The following is a 20469-nucleotide window of genomic DNA, read 5'->3' as shown; positions in this document are numbered from 1 at the left end:
GCGGCGGTACCGCGGGGCGCGGTCGGGCCGGCGTCAGGGGCGGTGGTGTCGCCTTCCGGCCCTGACACGACCGAGCTTTCACGGCCGACTGGTTGTTGCGCAGCCCTCCTCACCACGTGAAACAAAGTGCCGCTCCGTGGGCCGGAACGACGGATGAAACAGGACAGGCCGTTGGGAAGCCGTTGCCGCGGCTCTCTCCGGTGCGTACGTTGACGGTCCGGGTGCCGCCGAGCGGGGGAGGACACGGATGGGCCGCCAAGAAGGCCCGCTGGATCCGGCCGCAGGACCGGTCCAGCGCTTCGCGTCCGAGTTGCGCCAGCTACGCCGGGAGGCGGGGAACGTCACCTACCGCGCGATGGCCAGTCGTACCCGCTACTCGGTCGCGACGCTGTCGCGGGCGGCCGGCGGGCAGCAGCTCCCTTCACTGCCGGTGGTGCTGGCCTATGTGGAGGCCTGTGGCGGGGACCTCGCGGAGTGGGAGCGGCGTTGGCACGCCGCGGTGCGGGACGTGGCCGCGGAGGACGGTGATGATGCCGATGCGCCGTACCGGGGCCTGGCCCGCTTCGAACCGGGTGACCGGGAGCGGTTCTTCGGCAGGGACAGGCTCGTCGCCGACCTGCTGGGACTGGTGGACTCCCGTCGTCTGGTCGCCGTCGTGGGCGCCTCGGGCAGCGGCAAGTCCTCCTTGCTCCGCGCCGGACTGATCCCAGCGCTCCGGGACCGGGGCGGGACGGGCACGGGTCCGGCCGCCATCCGGATCTTCACTCCGGGCCCGCGGCCCGCCTGCGACCACGCCGCGCTGCTGACGCCCGGGAACGGTACGGGCGACACGGTGCTGGTGGTGGACCAGTTCGAGGAGGCGTTCACGCTGTCCACCGAGCCGGCGGAGCGTGCCGCCTTCATCGGTCTGCTGCTGGCGGCGTGTGAGCCGGAGAGCCGATTACGGGTGGTCCTGGCGGTGCGGGCGGACTTCTTCGGACGCTGCGCGGAGCACCACGGGCTCGCCGTGGCCCTGCGGGACGCCACGCTGCTGGTCGGGCCGATGGGCCCGGCGGAGCTGCGGGAGGCGATCGTCAATCCGGCCGCCGGCGCGGGCCTGATCGTCGAGCGCGCCCTGACCTCGAGGATCATCGAGGAGGTCGACGGCGAGCCGGGCGGGCTCCCGTTGCTGTCGCACGCCCTGCTGGAGACCTGGCGCCGCCGCAAGGGCAGGACACTGACAGAGGCCGCCTATGAAGCCGCCGGAGGTGTGCACGGCGCCATCGCCCGCACCGCGGAACAGACCTACAACCGCCTGACGCCGCAGCAGGCCGCCGTCGCCCGGCGCTTCCTGCTGCGACTGGTCACCCCGGGAGAGGGCGCGCAGGACACCAGCCGACCCGCAGACCGCACCGAACTCGAGTCTCTCGGTACCGGTGACGCCGACACCGCAGCGGTGCTGGAAAGCCTGACCCGCGCCAGGCTGATCACCTTGGACGGAGACACCGTCCACCTGGCGCACGAGGCTCTGATCAGCTGCTGGCCGCGCCTGAGCGCGTGGGTCGAAGACGCCCGCGACAGGCTGCGCCACCACCGGCACCTCACCGAAGCCGCCAAGGCCTGGGAGGAACTGGGCCATGACCCCGGAGCGCTCTACCGGGGCACCCGCCTGGCAGCGGCCGAAGCCACCTTCGCCGGCGCCGGGCACCGCGACGACCTCACCCCGCTGGAGTCCCGCTTCCTCACCGCCGCCCTCACCGCCCGCGACCAGGAGAACCGGAAGACCACGCGCTCCGCCCGGCGGCTGCGCACCCTGCTCGCCACGCTGTCCGCCCTGGTCGTGCTCGTCCTGCTGGCCGGGGTGATCGCGTGGCAGCAGAACCTGACCGGCGAACGCCGCCGTACGGAGGCCGCCGCCCGCCGGGCCGCCGCGGTGGCGGACGGCATGCGCTCGTCCGACCCGGTCACGGCGATGCGGCTGAGCGTCGCCGCGTGGAAGACCGCCGATCTACCCGAGTCACGGTCCGCGCTGCTCGGCGCAGCCGTCCAGCCGGACCAGGACGTCTTCACCGACCCCCCGTCGAGCAAAGCCGTCCCGCAGACCCACTTCCTCAGCGGCGACGGCCGCACCCTGGTCGGTGTCGGCCGGGACGAGGTGGTGAAGTGGGACGTCGGCACGCACCGGCGAGTGGCAACACTCCCCGGCCTGGGGGCCGAGGCCGAGGACGTGGAGGACATGAGCGCCGACACCCGAACACTCGCCGTGTTCGGACTCGATCATGTGAACGTGTGGGACCTGCCGGCGGAGAGTACGGGCGGATCCCCGGTGGCACGCCACCCGTTCGACCCCGGTCTGACCGGAACCGCGGCCCGGCTCGGTCCGAGCGGGCGGACCCTGGTCCTCTTCGCGACCGAGGGCACGGACGACGTGGTCCAGGTCCGGGACAGCCACAGCGGCCGACTCCTGCTCGAACGACGCACCGGGGGCGGCGTACACAGAGCGCCCACCCGCGACGAGACGCGCCGGATACCGGAGGTCAGGCAGCGGCGGATGTGGGGAGAGTGGCCCCGCCTGGAGAACTTCCCGTATCCCGAGGCGTCGGTCAGCCACGACGACCGCCTGATGGCGCTGTGCGTTCCGGGCGGGCCGGTCCAGGTGTGGAACGTGCCCGAGCAGCGCGAGGTCCCGCTCGCCGGGGCTCCCGACGCCACCGCGCAGCAGTGCCTGGACCAGGCCGTCGGGTTCTCACCGGACAGCCGCCGGTTGGCGGTCGTCGACAGCGGCGGCGTCCGGATCTGGGACATCGCCTCGGGAACGGAACTCCCGCGGGTCGAACACGCCGACCTCAGGGAGGCGTCGTTCAGCGCGGACGGAACGCTCATGGTGGCATCGGACGGCAAGGAGGTGCTGCTGTGGCGCCTCGACATCCCGTCGGTCCCGCTCCTGCGGCATCCACTCGCCAACACCGACGCCAGCCAGTTCAGGCTGGATCCGGACGAACACCGGATCCGCTACCAGGAGGGCTCGACCGGAGCCGCGGTACGCACCATCGACCTCACGAACGTCCTCGCCCCGGCCTGGACGAGCCAGCCGATCTCAGCCGCCGTGTTCAGCCCGGACGGCAGCACGCTCGCCACCCTGCTGTCGTCCGCGGGCGACCACACGCACCACATCCGACTGCGGGACCTCCGCGGCGGAGGACACGTCGTCGACCTGCCCGTCCTGTCCTGCCTGCCGCCTCCCGAGGGCAGACGGCTCTCCTTCTCCTGCACCGTTCTCATGGCGTTCCGTCCCGACGGGCGAGCCTTCGCCTACGGCATCGTCGACCACAGGCAGCCGACCTCACCACCCAGAGTGTCCGTCTGGGACGTCTCCGCCGGCCGCACGACCGCGACCCTGGATCTCGCGGCTCCCGAACGGCGTGCGGTGGACGACGTTAATGCGATCGCCTTCACACCGGACGGAAGGTCGCTCCTGGTGTCACGGATACCGCAGCAGGAGGCCCTGGAAGTCTGGGACCTGCCCCAACGGGCCAGGACCCGGGTGCTCTCCGGCCTTGGCGGGGAGCAACTCGCCGTCCGGCCGGACGGACGGCTCCTCGTCACCTCCCACAACCAACTCGCCGACCTGCCGTCAGGCCGAGTGGTCCCTCGTACGCTCACCCAGAACACGACGCACACCGTGGCGTTCAGCCCGGACGGCACGTACCTGGCCACCGGCGACGAAGCCGGCCGCGTCACGCTCTGGGACGGCAACGCCGAGCGGAACCTGGGCGTCCTGCCCGGCAGCTTCAGACCCAACGCCACGGGGGCGTTCGACCCCATCTCCGCATTGGCCTTCTCCCACGACGGCCGCATCCTGGCCGCCGCGGGCACCGACGGCACACTGCGGATGTGGGACCTCGCATCCCACCAGCCACTCGGCCCCGCCGTCCCCACGACAGGAGGCGCCACCCTCTCCCTGTCCTTCGGCCCCGACGACCGCACCCTGCGCATAGCGACCGAGCACGTACCGGCGCACGAGATCACGGTCGCCCCGGACCAGGAAGCCGCCGACATCTGCGAACGAGCCGGAGGCGGACTGCCGCAATTCGACTGGGACACGTACCTCCCCGAGGTGCCCTACCGGAAGGTCTGCTGACCCCGACGGCTTCACCGTCGACGAGCGATGGACGGTCACCGTACGACCAAGCCGGGAGGCGTTGCGTCGGCCTGTGTCAACGGTCACTGAGATGCCCGGGTGGGATGCCGTGGCTTGCCGACATGCGCGAAGTACCGGAGGACCGCGCCGTACGGAGCTTTCTGTCAGCGATCCGCGTCGGCGACCTGTGTGGTGGGGTCGCGTCAGAGGTCACCCGCTCCGGGGTAGCGGTGACGTTGGACGGGTCCCCGGCGAGAGCGTTGGGGTTCGTCGGCTCGTTGGACCTGCCCTGAGGGCGGCCTCGGAGCGAGGATGTGGAGGTCGGTCGGCGGATCACCGCTGAAGTCATCGCCGTCGACCTGCCTGCGACGGTGGACGGGCTGCGGTTCGACACCCCGGTCATCGACGCGAACGACGAGGCCCTGCCCCGGGCAGGAGGACGAAGGCGTCCAGGAACCCGGTCCAGGAGTCCACCCGTCCCCGTCAGCCGTAGGATGACGGTCGCCGGCGGGGCGTGCGCCGTGGCCGGGAAGGGGTCGGGCTGATGGGGACCATCGCCGAGGAGTACTTCGGCTTCATGCAGCCCCAGCACGGCTGCCTCGTCGCCGGCCGGCGCACCGAACAGCTGCTTCAGGTCGACGTGGTCGGGTACATCCGCCAGTACCGGACGCCCTGCGGCGCCTGGCGCTGGGAAGGCCAGGCGCCGCCGCGGTGGCACCGCGACGGCGCCATGGTCTCCTACCGCACCTCCCAGGACGGCTTCGCCACCCCGTCGGCGGTCGCGAAGTGGGTCACCGCCCAACCGTCCGCGGAGGCTTGAGCCGGTGGCCAGTCGCAGCAGCGCGATCCGCTCATTCGTCTTCCAGCTGTCCAAGATCCACCAGTGTGGCATGGACACGGACTACCACGACCACCGACGGAAGTGGGAGATCCGGTGGTACGACGGGCCGACCGAGGCCACAGTGCACGCCGCCGTCGAGCGGCAGCTGCCGGAGTACAAGGAGATCATCTGCACCGACCGGAGTTTCTCCGAGGAGGCGATCGTCCTCGCGGCAATCCGGTGCTTCGTCTCCGGAGAGGACAAGCGGTGGCTCGACCTGCGCTACGCCGCGCAGCGCTCGCTGGAGGATGTGGCGTTCCCGATGCGCACCGCGAGCGCGCGGGAGAACGCCATGGTGGAGCGGGTGCTGAAGGAGTCCGCTCAGGAGCGCGGTCGGGGCCGGGATGCCACCTACGCGCTGGAGCTCCTGAAGGAGCGCCGGGGAATCGGCTGGCTCCTCGCCCCGCCCGTCCCCGCCCAGGACAGCCGTCAGTCAGAGACTGACGCCCCCGTGTCGGCCGCCTTGGAACCGACTCCGGTCGAGTTGCTGACCGCCCGCTACGCCCGGGGCGACCTCGGCGAGGCCTGGCGGCAGCGCGCCGCGCCCATGCCGGCGGCGGAGGCCTTCGCCGCCGCGCTCGTGGACGAGGAGATCGACAAGGAGGCCGCGCTCGCCGCGCTCGCGCTCGTCATGGAGCTGCAGGCCGCCCTGGACGCGAACACCGCCACCCTGATGGCCAAGGCGCGAGGCGCCGGCGGCTCCTGGAACGACGTCGGCCAGGCGCTGGGCGGGATCACCAAGCAGTCCGCCGCGAAGAAGTACCAGGTGCTCACCCGCTCAACCGAGAAGCCGTCAGCCGCAGGCTGACGCTCCCTGCCGCCGGGGCGTCGTGTCGAAGGGCAGTGGCCCGGGCGACGCCGTCAGTCTACGGCTGACGGACTGCGCAGGGCGGGCGCCCGCGCCCCGGCGCCGCGCCGGCACAGCACGTCCGCGCCGAAGGTGTTCCTGCCGGGGCCCGGGGCGTTGCGTCGCATACCGTGTTCACCCGCACGGGTGACCTGTGCCTGTCCGACCGGAGGTCGTCGATAGGCTCCCGCAGAGCGCAGCGGTTGCGGCAGGAAGGCCCGCAGATCAAGCCGACTTCGGGCGGTTCGGCGCATGGCTTCGGCACCTCTAAGCTCGGCCTCATGACAGCAGAGACAGCGCTGATAGACGCGTCCATGCCTTCCTCCGGTCCCTGTGGGGGTGAGACGACATCCAGGTCGAGATGGGTGCCGTCCGCGCAGTAGACCTCGACGCGGAAGAAGAACCGGTTGTCGGCGAGGTCTTGCATGCACCCGTCGCCATGCCGGTTGTACGCCTCGCCGATCGCATGGAGCGCCTGCGCGAGGCCCCTGCAGGCCAGGGAAGGGATGTTGCGGAAGGCGACCGGACGGACTTCCGAACGTCCGCTGATGGCCCAGTCGTTGGGCAGGCCACGGACGTTGATGACGATGCCGGCCGAGCCGGTGGAGATCCGGTGCGCGACGGCGTCCACAGCGGGCCGTGCCGTTCCTCCAGGGCGACCAGTCGACTGCGGGCGGCCTCGCGCAGACCATCCGGCACCCGGTCGTCCTCGGCAACCGCGCGCCCTCAGCTTCTCGTCCATGGCCACTCTTCTCGCAGTGGGCCTCCAGGATGCCGCACAGCAGGGACATCGCCGGGGCGCCATCGGCATCACAGCAGTTCGCACCTGAGGGTCGCTACCTGGTGGCAATCCAGAGAACCGCAGGTCAGCTAATTGATTGCATGCGAAGAGTCATGACTAATGCCCTCAAGTTTTGAAGCCCCGTCAATTGGCTATAGAATCGGCCGCGTCACTGCCATTCGAGGGGGCATCCCCTCGACCCTTCCCGATGATCTTGGGTTCTCTCCGGACCCGGGGGCTCGGGCGTAGCCATATACGCCCACCCATCAAGGAAGGGGAGCAGCGTTCCATGACTGGACAACCGAAGGACCCGAACGCCGGCCGCGAGCCGGAGCAGGAGAAGCCGGACGACCAGCGGGAACGCCGCGTGCAGATGGTGGGCGCGATCGTCATCGAGGCACTCAAGTTGGCGGCGGAGATTTTCCGCCGGCTCTGAGTACGGCTGTGCGGCCCGGGTTGCGCCCCGGGCCGCACAGGTGATGGTGATACGCCGCACTGCGCGCGGTCCGCGGCCGCCCGGTTGCTTCCACTGTGAGGAGCCGGGCGGCTTCACCATGCCTCCGGAGGAATCAATCTCCGGAAGTCAATCTTTAGGTCCTAATCGAAAATAGCCCCGGAGGCCTAATAGCGGACTCCGAACTATCGACTAACGCATTCGATTTTATTTTCCATCCTCAACCGTTATCGAGGCCTGGAAAGTCGGATCCATCAGTCTTTCGATGACCTAAGTCTCAATCTACCACGGCGTGGAAAAGGATTGAGGTCTTCGGTAGTCAGCTGGAGGACCCATGAAGAGTCCTCTGTGCAAGGCATCGATGTGCTTCGCTGGACCGTCTCACGTGAGACGGTCCAGCCACGGGCCCGTCAACAGGGCCTCCGTGGGACCAATTGGTCCCACGGAGGCTGCTCACCGTGACAGCCAGGCGAGCCGCCGGCCGCCGTCCCGTCCTCGTCGCCGGAAGGACCACCTAGGAACGTTCCCAGCAGCGAACCTCCGCCTGACCAAGACCCCTCCTACTCACGTGAGGAGGCCTTGCCGCCGCCCTCGGCCGGGGCCGGCCACCACCTACAAACGTTTGTAGGTACTCGGGCGGAGCGAGCGGGCCTCTACACCCCCGCCTGACCTTCCGTCGCGCGTTAACGATCGTTAGCCTCGTATATCTGGCAATATACGAGGCAACTGCTGTGAGAGGCTTCCTCCGTCAGCAGCCCGTGCGCGCAGGAGAGCCGAGTTGAGTACCGAACCCACACCCGGCGCGCCCGCTGGGCCCGCCACCCACGGATCCGCACAGCTCGGACGGCAGTGGCACCACCTCCACGGCGGGCAGGCATGAGCGACGAACTCGACGTCGTGGAAGCCGAGTTCGTCGACAGCGACGACCAGCGACTGCCCGCCGCCCGCTCCGGCGGGCACGGGATCGACATCGGCGGCTTCGACCGTGACACCGTGCTGGTCGCAGGCCGGCCGCTGCCGGCCGAGTTCACCGCGCCCGAGTACGCGGCCGGGGACTTCGTCATCAGCGAGGAGATCGCGCAGCTCCTCGGCGAGTCGACGGTGCCCAACACCGAGCGCAACCGCCAGGCCCGGATCCGGGTGTTCCAACGCTGGTGCGCCGAGCGCGGACGGGTCGCACTGCCGTGCACCACGGCGACGCTGATCGAGTACGTCGGGTGGATGATCCTCAGCGACGTCTACGACCCCAACACGGTCTCCGACTACCACAGCACCGTGGTCACCTGGCAGGAGCGGGAGACTCCCGGGAACACCCGGCCGGGGACCATCCAGACCAGCAGGATGATCGCCGCCTTCCGCAGGAAGTGGTCCGCGACCAAGACCGAGAGGCAGTCGCCCGCGATCCTGGAGGCCGACCTGGAGGAGATGGTCGCCGACTGCGACCGGGACCACCGCCAGGGCATCGGCCGACGCGACGCCGCCATGCTCACGATGGGCTGGCACCTGCTCAGCCGCCGCATCGAGCTCGCCCACCTGGTACCCGTGCACGCCGAACTGCACCCCGACGGCATCGCCGTCCGCCTCGTCGCCCGCAAGACCCGCAAGGACGGCTCGGTCTTCGAAGCCTGGATCCCGGCCCGCGACGACGCCCCGCACCTGTGCCCGGTACGTCGCCTGCGCGCCTGGCTGGAGTACGCCCGCACCGTCCGCATGCCGCTCGACCAGGCCCTCTTCCGCGCGCTCGACAAGGCCGGCCGCCTCCAGGTCCGGCTCACCCCGCAGACCCGGCCGAAGCACCGGGACGGGCAGCCGAAGGCGGACCACGAGATCGCCGTCGAGGAGTGGGTGGAGCTCTCCTACCTGTCCGGCGACGCAGTCAACACCATCGTCAAGTCCCGTGCCCGGAAGGCGTATCAGCACGTGGCCGACCTCTCGGAACAGCAGCGCGTCGAGTCCGGATACAACGCGCTCCTGCACGAGGCCACCGCCAAGGCCGTCACCGCACACGGCCTCCGGGCCGGCGGGGCCTCCGCGCTGCGCGAGGCCGACGTTCCCGAGGACCAGATCGCCGAAATGGGTGACTGGCGCAAGGACTCCGCCGCGATGCGCCGCTACTTCCGCCGGATCCGGGTCCGGAAGCAGAACCCCTGGGCGACCGCCCGCACCGGCCGACTGGAGGGACGGAACGCACCACCTCTGTAGCCCGGCTGACCGCCCCCGGTGGGAAGGCGACAGGGGAGGGACAGGCGAGCGGAGGGGCAGGGGACTGGCTCCCGCCCCAGGCGACGTCGGCGGGGAGGAGACCGAATCCGTAGGCGGCGGCCGCTCCTTCCCTCAGCGTGCGACGGCGCTCGTCAGCTCGACGAGCCGCCCCCGCCCAGGAACGGGGCGATGGTCGCAGCCACCGCGGCCGACCGGAGGTACGGCGCCACCTTGTGGAAGTCGAACGGGGCGATGCTGTCGACCAGGTCGAGGTCCACGGTGGGGAAGCGTCGTTTCAGCGGTCGGGGGATCGCGACGATGTCGCCGTGGTCGCAGAGGTTGACCCAACGGCGGACCCCTCCCGGTCGCTGCCCGGTGCCGTCGACAGGCGTCGGTGACAGCCGGTCGAAGACCCCGTGGGGAAGCCCCAGCGGCGAGCCAAGGGTCAGGAGGAGGTCGACCTCGAGTTCGGGGTGCGCGTGCAGGGCCTCGTAGGCGACCACGCTCCCGAGCGAGTGGGCGATCACGACCCGTGCCCCTGCCGACGCGATGACGGCGGCCACCTCGTCGCGGGCGGCGATACGGGTGGCATCGTCCCGCTGCCCGAGGTAGAGGGCGACGTCCCGGAAGAACAGGCCGATGAAGGCCCGGGTCAGCCGGCCGTCGAGGCTGAGGCGCTCGGCGATGACCGACACGAGCTGCCGCAGAGGCACGGCCAGACGTCCCTGCGCCGTGACCGCCGGCAGCCCCAGGCCCAGGGACTCGTCCAACGATTCCGCCCAGTCCGTGATCCCGGTGACCGCCTCCGGGTGCTCGCGCACAAGCTGTTCGAGAGCGTCCGCCGCCCCTTGCGCGACCGGCCGGTCGCGGTGCAGGTGGTGGGCGTAGTAGGCGTAGGTCAGTGATATCCGCTCGGGGGCGACGCCGAGTCCGGCGGCGAGGTCCCCGGTCCAGAGCGTCGAGCGGGCAGAGACGACGTCCACGGGGGAGTGGCCGGCCGCGTAGTGCCCGACGCCGTGCACTCCGACGATGGCGGTCATGCGGTCCTCGTTTCTCGTACCGCGGCCGTCCAGGGCCGCAGCGGGGACAGGTGATCGGTCGGCTCCAGGCGGACGATGTCCGGGCCCACGCCTGCGAAGACGGTGCCGTCCTCGGCCACGGCGATGGCGAACACGGTGTCGGGGAACCAAAAGACGTCGCGTTGCCGACCGGTCGTCAGGTCCCACAGTCGCATCGAACGGTCCATGCCGCCGGTGAGGACGTGTGCTCGGCCCTGGAACGTGACCGGTACGACGGTGAAGACCGCACGGGTGTGTCCGACGAGGTCAACCTGCGAGGTGCCGTCGAACGCCGTCAGGCGGAGCGCTCCCGCGTGGTCCCCGCTGATGGCGTGGAGCTGCCCGTCGAGTTCGACCGTGGCCACCGCCCAGACGGCAGTGGGGTGCCGGGTGAGCTCGCGTCCTCCGGACGAACCTCGCAGCGGTGCCGATCGGACGACACCCGAGCGGTACCCGGCGACGATGTGGCCGGCCGAGGCGGCCATGCAGGCCACGTCTCCGGGCAGGTCCAGCTCGCGTTCGCCGGTGGGTGCGCTCGGCCAGTCTCCGTGGCCATGGGGCCAGGCGGCCAGGTAGTCCACACGATCGAGGCTGTAGAGCTTGACGGTCGGGCCCGCGCACGCGATGTGGGGCACGCCGTCGATCACAACCGAGACGATGGCGTCGGTACCGGGCAGGGAACCGTCGACCCGTCCCTCGAGCGTCTCCTCCGCGACGCTCGTGTCCCACAGCGCGAAGTCCTCCCTGGCGCAGGAGGCGACGATCCGCGGGTGCTCTCCGTCCTCCAGCAGTGCGACGCCGGTCGCCTCATCCGATATCAGGTGGCCGTCGTGATCAACGTGGAGGGAGACCTGCCGCCTCTCCCCGGTCTCGGTGTCCCACAACGCCAAGGTCCCGTCAGCGCCGCACGAGACCAGTCGGCCTCCCGGCAGGGCCAGCAGCGCGGTGACGGTGTGGACGTGCCCGGAGTACCGCTGCTGGGTCGTCTCGGCCGTCAAGTCCCAGATCCGGACGGTACCGCCCTCGCTCGCGGTGAGGAGTCGCATGCCGTCGGGGTCGGGAACCACTGCCACGCGAGTGATCTTCGTCGTGTGACTGGCCACCTGACGCGCGCGCCACGGCTCACGCGTCTCGATCAGTCGGGCGGTTCCGTCCGCGCTCGCGCTGACGACGAAGGCGGAGCCCTCCAAGGAGACACGGGCGAGGTCCGTGATGGCATCGGCGTGCGCTTCGTCCAGGAGCTCGTACCCGATCAAGACCATGCCGTCACGGTCACCCGAAACCGGTTCGAGATCGGATCCGCGCTCGATGTACCGCACTCGCGTCGGCCGTTCCGGCACGGTGAGCAGCAGGTCCTCGTCTCCCAGTTCCTCACCGTGCACCGTGAGCACCGAAAGCCAATCGTCGTAGCAGACGGCGACGCAGTCGCCCCGTCCGGGGACCACGACATGGGAGAGCTGCCACACCTCACCGCTGATGGGGGGCGCGTGGAGTGATTGCATCCGGATGTCGGACAGCAGGTCCCCCGAGGACGGGCGCCAGAAGCGGATGACCTTGTCCCTCCCTGCGGTGGCAAACGCCGACGCCCCGCCGTAGGGCATGGCCACCATGGACCGGATCGGACCCGTGTGGGCCTGCCTCGTCCAGAGGCGACGTCCCGTCGTCAGGTCCCAGCCCCTCAGGACTCCGTCCTCACATCCCGTCACCGCGATGTGCGCACCGTCCGCCTCCACAACCGCGACGCAGTTCACCGGCGAGCCGTGACCGGCCAGTTCGTGTGTCGTCTCGGCCGAATCCAGGTCCCACAGGCGCGCCGTACCGTCCCGTCCGGCCGTCAGGGCATGGGGCCGCTCCTGGATCACGAGCGTCGTCATGTCCGAGATCTCGCCGCGATGCCCGGTGAGCGTCCTCAGCAGGCCGGGGTGCAGATCGCGTCCGGCCGTCCAACGGATCCTCCACGCCGTGTCCCGTGACAGCTCGGAACTCAGCTGCCACTGCTGGTGCCGGGCCGCGTCGATGGCGAGAACTGTCCGCCGCTGGTCGGGCGGCCCGTCGTAGTGGGCTCCGTAGGACGTCAGATAGACGGCAGCGCGCGGGCTCCGTTCACCGTGGTACAGCTCGTTCACCAGCGGGGCCGGATCCGCGTGGACGAGGAATTCGGCGTCCTCGAGCAGCTCGTCGAGCCTGCCGGCGGAGGCGCTGTGACGGGCGGCATGGCTCAGCAGGTACGGCACGGCGGTCGACCAGCGGCCCTGCCGGGCACCGGCCGGCCGTACCGTGGCCACGAGCCGCTCCCAGACCGTCGCCGCGTCGAGACCGGGCCGGCCGCGCAGTTCGTCGGCGAGCCCCTGGTGGAAGAGGCGGTACACCGGCGTTCCTTCACGGTCGACGTTCCGGCGCACGTAGAAGCGCGCGATCTGAAGGAGTTCCGCCGCGTCCGCCCGCTCGTCGCTCCCTCCAGCCGACGCGATGTCCGCGACACGGACCAGCAGTTCCTCAGGCATCCCGTCGCCTTCGGCCCACGCCAACGCGGCCAGGAGTTCGCGAAGTCCGGGCCGGGCGAGGACCTCCAGGTCGAGGTCGAGGACCGCACCGAGGGTACGGGGGACGTCCCGGCCCAAGGCCTCGGCTTCGGCCACGTCGACCGGGGGCGCGGCCTGGTCCCGCAGCAGGCGGAGGTAGAGGCCGGCGACGAGGAACTCACCGTACTCCCGTGTGCCGGTGAGCAGCGTGTCCGCCATCGCCCTGCCGAGGCTCTCGGCCGCGGACAGGGAACACCACGCGGGCTCGTCCGCCATGGGGCGCAGCACGCGGCTGACGAAGTTCACGAGGTCCTTGCGCAGCCGGGCCGGGGGGACATGGTCCAGGTCGATCGGATCGCAGTACCGGGCGGTGACCTCGAAGAGGTGCCGAAGGCTCTCCTCGCGACGGGTGGCGATCAGCACCCGGCACAGCGGCTTCATGTCCGCGCGTTCGATCGACAGCAGGGGCAGCAGCAGGGCGGTGACGAGGTCAGCGGGATTCTCGGCCTCGTCCACGGCGTCCACGATCAGGTGGGGAGGTTCGGCTCTGGTGCGCAACGCGGCCACCAGCCGGTCCGTGGTCCACGTGGTCGTGGGGTCTGCTGGTTCCAGGTTCCACTGGGCTGCGAGGGAGGAAAGGATCCTGGCGACGGTCCGCCGTCGCGCGTGGACGACGGCAAGCCCTTCGACGGCGTCGGGAAGGTCGCCGGCCGACGGTCTCCACAACCACTCCGTGGCCTCGCGCAGCAGGGGATGCGCGGTGCAGGCGAGGATGCCGACCAGCGTGGACTTGCCCGCCCCGGGCGCCCCTGTGACGATCCGCACCGGGGGGCCCTCACCCTCCGCCCATGCCGTGAGTTCGCGCAGCTCGGCACTTCGGCCGGTGAAGGTCGACAGACCGCTCTCGGCGGCGGCGCCGTTGCCTCCATGCGCCCGCCCCACGAAATGGCGAGCGTCGGCCACCTCGTCGAGGAAGGCGAAAACCGCCGGGTCGACGCCGACGCGGCCGCGCGGACCGCCGGGCTCGTAGCGCGGGTTGGGGAAGAACCGGAGGTGGGACAGGTCGGTACCGAGCGCGACGAGCGGGCGCTCCACGGCTTGGGAGTAGGAACCCGCACCCTGGTCCTCGACGTGGAGGGCCACTTCGCGGCAGAGGCGGTCGATCGGTATGTGCTCGTGCGACTCGTCGAGTTTCAGGGCGCCTGAGGCGAAGCCCCGGAGCACTTCGTCGAACGCCAGGCTCAAGCGGCCGTCGTAGGCCGACTGGTCGGACTGACAGGCCGCCAGCACCCATACCCGCCGATGTTCCGGCCGGACCAGCGACCGCAGGTGCTCGGTCACCACCGTGCCGGAGTGGCAGAGGTCGAGCACGAGCAGGACGGCGGGCTCGCTGTCCCCTCCCGTCGTCAGGTTCTCAGCCAGGTCGACCCAGCGGGAGAGTGCCTCGGTGAGCTCACCGTCACCTCCGACGACCTGGAGCCCGTGACTGTTGCGGGTGGGCGCCCCGTGCCCGAGCAGGTGGATGACGATGAAGTCGGCCCCGCTCTTGACCGCTGCCGTCAGCGCGTCACTGAGCGCGACCGCGGTGAACGCGGGATCCGGGTCGGGCTCCAGGAGGACGTAGGAGTACTGCTTGCCCAGGACCTCGCGCAACCGTTGCGCGTAGGGAGCCGCGTAGGCGAGCGGCGGCCAGTTCGGAGGCGACTCGTCCGTGAGGCTCGCGGCCGCGCCTCCCACGCCGACCACCAGCGCATGACGGCGCACTTCCGATCCCCGTTCTCGGCTGTTCTGGTGTGATGTTCGGATCCGACCTGACCCGATCCGGAGAGACTACGCCGTTCAGCCGGCCTCGTGACAGGCTGCTAGCACCGGTTCGCCTTCGGCGGCACGCCGTGTCCTGCGGCGGAGGCCTTCAGGAGTCGGGCTCGGAACCATGCCCAGTCGAAGCTTGTGGAGCCAGTGGGCGCTGGTTTCGGCCGGGCCGTTCAGCCTGCCGCCGCCGAGGACCACGCCGGCTCGTCATGGAAGCCGCCCCCGCGCGTGCGGGGCCGACGCCCCGGCCGCCCTGGTGGTCGTCCTCGGAGCGGAGCCATCCCCGCGCGTGCGGGGCCGACACTTTCTGACCTGCTGTGATTTGGCTCAGAGTACGCCAATTAATTCAGTTCGAGTCCACAGCCCCGTCTATGCGGGGTCCAACCTGGCGCTCCGTTCTCTCAACCGAGCAGGGCTACTTCCTCGGTTGGCCGACCCTTGGTGCACCGCTCCGCCACGTCACCCGCACGGGGGAGCACCTCGAGCAGCGGGATCACGGGATCACCGTCGCGCGTCCCGTGCTGCTCCGAGGTGGCGCAGTCGACTGGGCACCACCGTCGTTCACCCTGCCCAGTTCGGGCCCGGAGCCGGCCGTCACCCGGTGGCCGGCTCCGGGCGGGAACCACCGTGCCACGACAGTCGGCCTGCGTCGCAAAAGCCGGCACGCGCACGACGCGCCCTCCCATGCGAATGACCAGTGCTCACAAATTCCCCCCTCCGTCAAACATGCATCACCGCAGGTGAAGACCCTGGAGATTGGACGCCATCTCAGGGAAGAAGGACGGTTCTCCGGAAGTCCGGCCACCGCGATCCAACCCTTTTGTGCTCCATGACACGCGGGTCGTGTCAGGCTCCGGGCTGATCATCTGGAATGCTGTTCCCTGTCCGCCGACCACGGCTTTGAGCGGCGGGCATCCGCAGTACCGGGCAGTCGGCCCGGGAAGCCCACGGAGAGAACGGAACATCATGAAGCCATCCGTGCTTGTCGTGTCCACCGACCCCCAGGGGTCCGCCGTCGTCTGGGCCGAGCGGGTGGGTGACAACCTGCCCTTCGACTTCATGGCTGCACACGACCACGCCGAGCAGCTGATCCACCTGAAGAACACTGGCGCGAAGATCCACGTCATCGCCAACCAGAAGGGCGGCGTGGGCAAGACCACCACCACGGTCAACCTCGCGGCGTGCACCTTCGACGTCCTCGGCGAGAAGGACGAGTACCAGCACATCTTCATTGACACGCCAGGCACCCTGGCGGACGAGGAGATCCTGCGCAGGGCGCTGGAGATCGCGGACGACGTCCTGGTCCCGATGATCACCGAGCCGCTGTGCTTCGACCCGACGGCCCGGACGATCCAGAAGGTCATCGAGCCGATGGACATCCCCTTCCGGATCGTCGTCAACAACTGGGACCCCCGGGACGGCCGCGCCGACCTGGAGGACACCGAGGCGTACATCACGGCGAAGGGGTGGCCCCGCGCCAAGACCGTCCTGCGCCGCTACAAGATCCACTCGCGGGCGGTGGCCGAGGGAACGGTCGTCACCCAGTACAAGGAGAGCGGCACCGCCTACCGGGCCCGCGAGGACTTCTTCCGCCTGTCCCTCGAGCTCGGTTACGGGGGCCGCTGATGGCAGGCCGTCGTGTTTCCTTCGCCTCGATGGCCACCGACCCGGTCGTCGACGCTCCGGGTGTGGACAGCGCCAACGACGCCCCGGTGGCCAAGTGGATCCCCACCGCCAGCTGCCTCCCCAACCCGCGCAACCCCCGTGACGAGCTGGGCGACCTCTCCGACCTGGCGAGCATCAAGGACCGCCAGCTGCAGAGCTGCCTCGCCGTCACCCCGACCGCCTACCTTCGGCTGTGGCCGGAGGACCGGCAGACGCTGAGCGCGGGCGCACAGGACGTTGTCATCGTCAACGGCAACCGCCGGCGGGCCGCCGCGGAGCTGTACGGGCGCGAGCAGCTGCTCGTGGTCGTAGACGACTCGGTGGCGGAGTCCAAGGCGACCCTGCTGCGGGCCGCGCTCGACGAGAACATGGCGCGCAAGGACTTCGACCCGATCGAGGAGGCCAATGCGGTCCTTCTCATCGTGGCGCAGTACCCGACCGCCAAGGAGGCCGCCGAGGCGGAGGGCTGGTCCCAGAGCTGGATCTCGCACCGCAAGAACCTGCTGAAGCTCCACCCCGAGCTGCAGCGCCAGGTGCGGGCCAAGGCTCGCGGCGAGGAGGGCGTCTCCATCAACGTCGCCCGCCGGCTCGGGTCGGTGAAGGGCATCGAGGCGATGTCCCTGGCCGGGCAGACCGCGGAACTGGAGCAACTGCTCCAGGCCGACGCCGACGCCGTGGCCGCCAGGCGCGCCGCGAAGCTGGAGGCCAAGGCCGCCGCCAAGGCGCCTGCTGAGGCTCCCGCGCCGCAACCCGCCGCGACGCCCGCCACCGCATCGCCGGCCCAGTCGGCTGCGGCAGCGGCAGCGGAGACGGCACCGGCCACTGTGAAGGCCCCGGCTCCTGTCACCCCTCGGCCGGAGCCCGCGCCCCACAACCCGGTCGCGAACACCGAGCCCATCCGGAGCACCGAGCGATTTTCCGCGGAAAATTCCGAGCCGCTCCCGATGCCGGAGCAGCGGGCCGTGGCCCCGGTGGACGAGCAGTCGTCGGCCGCCCCGCAGGCGGAGCTCGGTAGCGTCGACTGGCACAACGTGGAGGAGCTGGCGGACGCCATCTGCCGTACCCTCTCGGCCGACGAGGCCTACCGCCTCGCCGACGCCCTGGCCAACCGGCTGCTGACGACCAGCAACTGACCCACCCGTGGTGCCCCGGCTCCGCTGTCCTGGCGGCGGCGCCGGGGCACCACGGCATCGGATTCCTGCGCGACCCGGCGGCGTCACCGGGCAACAGCCCGTTGCGGCGGCTGCAGCCGGGACCGGGCGCCGTTCCGTCTCGACCCCGGCTCGTCGCCGAGGGTCTTCGCCTTCGCGTCAGAGGACGGAACTCGGGGCGGGCCGCTCGTCCAGGACTCCCTGCCCCCGAGCCAGGACGCCGGCCATCAGGGCCGGCACCGGTGCGAAGATCGACTGGTCGAGGTCGCCGACCAACAGTGCGGCGCCGCAGAAACGCGGGTAGGTTCGACCAGTTGACGCGCGCACTCTCGCGGCCCTCCGGGTGCCGAGTAGTGTCGCGGATATGGCTGACTTCTTGATCATGATCACCACGGTCGACAGCGACGCTGCTGGCGCCAGACTGTCCCGGTCCGCGGTCGATGCCGGCTTGGCTGCCTCAGGGCAGGTCACCGGGCCGGTCGCCACGACCTACCGACACCTTGGAGCGGTGTGCGAGGGCATCGAGTGGCAGGTGACCTTCCGTACAACGGATGACCGGGTAGCCGAGTTGGAGGCGCATGTCGTTGCGGAGCATCCGTACGACAACCCGGAGGTGATCGCGGTGCCGATCCTGTCTGGGCCACAGCCCTACCTGGACTGGATCACCCGGGCGACGCGACCTGCGGGCGGCTAGGTCGTGTGGCAGATCCGCGCTACCGGCTGACAGTGGCAGCCCGGACCACACCAAGATCTTCATCAGTCTTCCAGGGGCGCCCCGCTGCGTTCCAGGAGTTCAGCGACCGGTGAGAGCTGGCGGTGCTGCTGAAGTCGGTTGAGGAGAATGCGGGAGCGCCCGGCCGGCCGGGCCGAGGCGAGCCCTTGGGAAAGGTCGAGGATCTTGTTGGTGATCGCGACGGAGTGCTCGATCTCTCCCGCGTCCAGGTATGCCGAGGCCAGCCAGGACAGGTAGAGCGCCTTGTCGCGGGCCATGGTGTCGTCGTAGCGGGACAACGCTGACTCCAGTGCGGGGATTGCCCGCAGCGGCCGGTGGAGCTCGGCCCAACACCGGCCGGTCATGATGGAGATTTCGTCCAAGTCGACCCAGTACACCCAGTCCGGCTCCGGCCGGTCGGCCTCCTCGTGGATGGCTTCTCCGGCGGCAGCGAGAGCGCGCTCGGTGGCGTTGGAATTGCCGTTGGTGGCGTGCTGCCAGGCTAGGCGGTCCCACAGCAGGGCCCGCACCGCCGGTGAGGCGTCGCGGCCGGCCGTCTCGCAGGCCGCAGCCGCGAACTCGATCCCGGAACCGCCTCCGGTGGTCCACTCTAGGTAGGCGAGAAAGGCGTAGGAGTTTCCCGCCAGCGAGCTGTCCCCGGCGGCCTGAGCTGCTGTCATCGCGGTCAGGTAGTGCGAGCGCGCTTTGCCGTAGCGGCCAGCGTCGAACGCTGCCCACCCGGCGAGCTGGGCTTGTTCAGCGATGACACTCCGCAGGCCGGTCCCGGTAATCTCGCTGTAGGCGCCTTCGTCGACCAGGCGGATCGTGTCCTTGAGCTCCTTGCAGTACATGGCGTAGGTGTCCCCACCACCCATGAAGTCGTCCAGTCGCCGCAGCCGTGCGGTACGCGCGCGCAACTGCCGGGGCACATCTGTTCCCAGCCTCCGCCCAAAGTCGAGGTAGTTGATCGCGGGTATCACCGCGATCCCGGCTCCCGCTGCCATGAACTCTCGCCGATTCACGTCCAACTCCTTTGCCGCCTGCTTCTTGTACCGCCTGATCCGTCGGGCCGCGACAACCGCCTTGCGCAGTTCCTCCACCGGTACGTCGTACTCAGCAGCGAGAAGCTGCTGGGACGTCGGGTCGGGTAGGGCCTTCTCAGTCTCCCAGCGGGACACCATTCCCTGTTCCAGCGGGTAACTCCGGCGCTTCGACAGATCGCTGGCCAACTCCTCCTGCGTACGGCCGGTGGCTTCCCGCAGTCTCCGAAGCAGCGGGCCGATGGTCTCCACATCGTCGCGCATGGTCATCCTCGCCGTCCCCCGGACGCGTGCTGAACGTGTCCGACCATAGTCGCCATATTTCTGAGCCATGTCCTAAAAACAGCCATGCCTCCTAGCCGATCCACTCGAACGAGAAGCGGAGTTGACTGGTCATCGGCTCCTCTCTTGGAGACAGCTTCCAGCAGCACGAGTCCCATGCCCGCCGGCCGATGACCGCTCAGGGTTCCTCACTCCGGAGTTCGCCGATGTTCCCGTCCCCTCTTCGAAGTTCCCGTACCACCGCCTTCCCCGCCGAGCTGGCGCAGATCGGTGCCATCCGCCGCTGGGCGAGGACGGTGCTGCCGACGCTCGGCCTGGACGGTCGTCAGCAGGACGCCGTGCTGGACGACGTGCAGCTCGTGCTGAGCGAACTCGGCACGAACGCCGTCGTGCACGGCTGTGGCGGCGAGCGGCCGGACGTGATGCTGACCGCCTGCCTGCGATACGACACGGGTGTGCTGCGGGTGTCCGTGACCGACCCGGGGCTCGGCCGCCCCGAGTACCGGTCGGCCACCAACGAGGCGACCTGCGGACGCGGGCTGATGCTGGTCACGGCGGTCGTGTCCCGCTTCGGCGTCGAGGAGCTCCCCCAGGGCGGCAAGGAGATCTGGGCGGAGATCGGGCTTCCCGAGCAGGTGCGTCCGGCGGCCGCCGTGGGCGAGCAGGTCAGCCTGCGGGTCGCGGCGCCACGCGCGGACGCACTCGTGCGGGAGTTCCGGCCTCGGCCCGCCGTGGGCCGGCCGCCTGGGCAGCCGGCGCCCGACCGAATACCGGCGTGACCGGCGCCTCGTAGGCCTCCGGTGGCACGTGTTGCCACCGGACTCCGGAACACCCGCCCCGGGAACGCCGCGGCGGCGGGTGGCGGAAGAGCACCGCCCCGCCTGCATGGGGCGCGCACGCTCACCGCGTCCAAGGCCACGTTCCTCACTGCAACCGGGAGAGT

The 20469-nt window shown here is 70.2% G+C and carries 13 protein-coding genes; 9 read left to right on the top strand and 4 right to left on the bottom strand.

Going from position 1 to position 20469, the window contains the following annotated elements:
* The first annotated feature begins 247 nt into the window (after window positions 1-247).
* The 3 genes from ACFCY1_RS32445 to ACFCY1_RS32435 all read left to right on the top strand — a co-directional run bounded on the left by ACFCY1_RS32445 (window position 248) and on the right by ACFCY1_RS32435 (window position 5808).
* Window positions 248-4120, top strand: coding sequence for a helix-turn-helix domain-containing protein (locus tag ACFCY1_RS32445; protein ID WP_375876888.1), 3873 nt, complete (start codon window positions 248-250; stop codon window positions 4118-4120).
* A 544-nt stretch (window positions 4121-4664) separates the two neighbouring features.
* The gene (locus tag ACFCY1_RS32440) at window positions 4665-4940 is read left to right on the top strand and encodes a hypothetical protein (protein ID WP_375876887.1); all 276 of its coding nucleotides are present in this window, start codon (window positions 4665-4667) and stop codon (window positions 4938-4940) included.
* A gap of 4 nt (window positions 4941-4944) precedes the next feature.
* Window positions 4945-5808, top strand: a complete 864-nt coding sequence (locus ACFCY1_RS32435; protein WP_375876886.1) for a hypothetical protein — start codon at window positions 4945-4947, stop codon at window positions 5806-5808.
* A gap of 58 nt (window positions 5809-5866) precedes the next feature.
* On the opposite strand, the gene ACFCY1_RS32430 is transcribed toward ACFCY1_RS32435, so the two are convergent.
* Window positions 5867-6478, bottom strand: coding sequence for a hypothetical protein (locus ACFCY1_RS32430; RefSeq protein ID WP_375876885.1), 612 nt, complete (start codon window positions 6476-6478; stop codon window positions 5867-5869).
* 439 nt (window positions 6479-6917) lie between these two features.
* Between ACFCY1_RS32430 and ACFCY1_RS32425 the strand changes: the two genes are divergently transcribed.
* Both ACFCY1_RS32425 and ACFCY1_RS32420 read left to right on the top strand, forming a co-directional pair.
* Window positions 6918-7064, top strand: a complete 147-nt coding sequence (locus ACFCY1_RS32425; protein WP_375876884.1) for a hypothetical protein — start codon at window positions 6918-6920, stop codon at window positions 7062-7064.
* Window positions 7065-7958: 894 nt separating this feature from the next.
* On the top strand, window positions 7959-9284 hold the full coding sequence (locus ACFCY1_RS32420) for a hypothetical protein (RefSeq protein WP_375876883.1): 1326 nt from the start codon (window positions 7959-7961) through the stop codon (window positions 9282-9284).
* A gap of 152 nt (window positions 9285-9436) precedes the next feature.
* On the opposite strand, the gene ACFCY1_RS32415 is transcribed toward ACFCY1_RS32420, so the two are convergent.
* Window positions 9437-10324, bottom strand: coding sequence for a serine peptidase (locus ACFCY1_RS32415; RefSeq protein WP_375876882.1), 888 nt, complete (start codon window positions 10322-10324; stop codon window positions 9437-9439).
* Window positions 10321-14628, bottom strand: a complete 4308-nt coding sequence (locus tag ACFCY1_RS32410) for a hypothetical protein (protein ID WP_375876881.1) — start codon at window positions 14626-14628, stop codon at window positions 10321-10323. Before ACFCY1_RS32410 ends, ACFCY1_RS32415 begins: the two co-directional genes overlap by 4 nt.
* A 1035-nt stretch (window positions 14629-15663) precedes the next feature.
* On the opposite strand from ACFCY1_RS32410, the gene ACFCY1_RS32405 reads away from it, so the two are divergent.
* From ACFCY1_RS32405 to cutA, 3 genes are all read left to right on the top strand, one after another.
* Window positions 15664-16302: a ParA family protein gene (locus ACFCY1_RS32405; protein ID WP_375876880.1), complete on the top strand. Its 639-nt coding sequence runs from the start codon at window positions 15664-15666 to the stop codon at window positions 16300-16302.
* A 29-nt stretch (window positions 16303-16331) separates the two neighbouring features.
* Window positions 16332-17474: a ParB/RepB/Spo0J family partition protein gene (locus tag ACFCY1_RS32400; protein ID WP_375876879.1), complete on the top strand. Its 1143-nt coding sequence runs from the start codon at window positions 16332-16334 to the stop codon at window positions 17472-17474.
* A gap of 382 nt (window positions 17475-17856) precedes the next feature.
* The gene (gene cutA, locus ACFCY1_RS32395; protein WP_375876878.1) at window positions 17857-18186 is read left to right on the top strand and encodes a divalent-cation tolerance protein CutA; all 330 of its coding nucleotides are present in this window, start codon (window positions 17857-17859) and stop codon (window positions 18184-18186) included.
* Between the two features lie 62 nt (window positions 18187-18248).
* On the opposite strand, the gene ACFCY1_RS32390 is transcribed toward cutA, so the two are convergent.
* Complete coding sequence (locus ACFCY1_RS32390; protein ID WP_375876877.1) at window positions 18249-19514, bottom strand: helix-turn-helix domain-containing protein; 1266 nt, start codon at window positions 19512-19514, stop codon at window positions 18249-18251.
* 218 nt (window positions 19515-19732) lie between these two features.
* Here ACFCY1_RS32390 and ACFCY1_RS32385 point away from each other — a divergent pair, with 218 nt between their 5' ends.
* The gene (locus ACFCY1_RS32385; protein WP_375876876.1) at window positions 19733-20305 is read left to right on the top strand and encodes an ATP-binding protein; all 573 of its coding nucleotides are present in this window, start codon (window positions 19733-19735) and stop codon (window positions 20303-20305) included.
* The last annotated feature ends 164 nt before the right edge of the window (window positions 20306-20469 follow it).

The sequence above is a fragment of the Kitasatospora sp. NPDC056273 genome (genome assembly GCF_042268845.1).
Taxonomy (GTDB): Bacteria; Actinomycetota; Actinomycetes; order Streptomycetales; family Streptomycetaceae; genus Kitasatospora.
The sequence above is the reverse complement of the archived record's forward strand: the minus strand, read 5'-3'. Positions and strand labels throughout refer to the sequence as shown.

Excerpts from the sequence above, each read along its gene's own strand:
- ACFCY1_RS32425 (WP_375876884.1), top strand. The coding sequence starts at position 6,918 with ATGACTGGACAACCGAAGGACCCGAACGCCGGCCGCGAGCCGGAGCAG.
- ACFCY1_RS32390 (WP_375876877.1), bottom strand. The coding sequence starts at position 19,514 with ATGACCATGCGCGACGATGTGGAGACCATCGGCCCGCTGCTTCGGAGA.
- ACFCY1_RS32400 (WP_375876879.1), top strand. The coding sequence starts at position 16,332 with ATGGCCACCGACCCGGTCGTCGACGCTCCGGGTGTGGACAGCGCCAAC.
- cutA (WP_375876878.1), top strand. The coding sequence starts at position 17,857 with ATGGCTGACTTCTTGATCATGATCACCACGGTCGACAGCGACGCTGCT.
- ACFCY1_RS32445 (WP_375876888.1), top strand. The coding sequence starts at position 248 with ATGGGCCGCCAAGAAGGCCCGCTGGATCCGGCCGCAGGACCGGTCCAG.
- ACFCY1_RS32415 (WP_375876882.1), bottom strand. The coding sequence starts at position 10,324 with ATGACCGCCATCGTCGGAGTGCACGGCGTCGGGCACTACGCGGCCGGC.
- ACFCY1_RS32385 (WP_375876876.1), top strand. The coding sequence starts at position 19,733 with ATGTTCCCGTCCCCTCTTCGAAGTTCCCGTACCACCGCCTTCCCCGCC.
- ACFCY1_RS32440 (WP_375876887.1), top strand. The coding sequence starts at position 4,665 with ATGGGGACCATCGCCGAGGAGTACTTCGGCTTCATGCAGCCCCAGCAC.
- ACFCY1_RS32420 (WP_375876883.1), top strand. The coding sequence starts at position 7,959 with ATGAGCGACGAACTCGACGTCGTGGAAGCCGAGTTCGTCGACAGCGAC.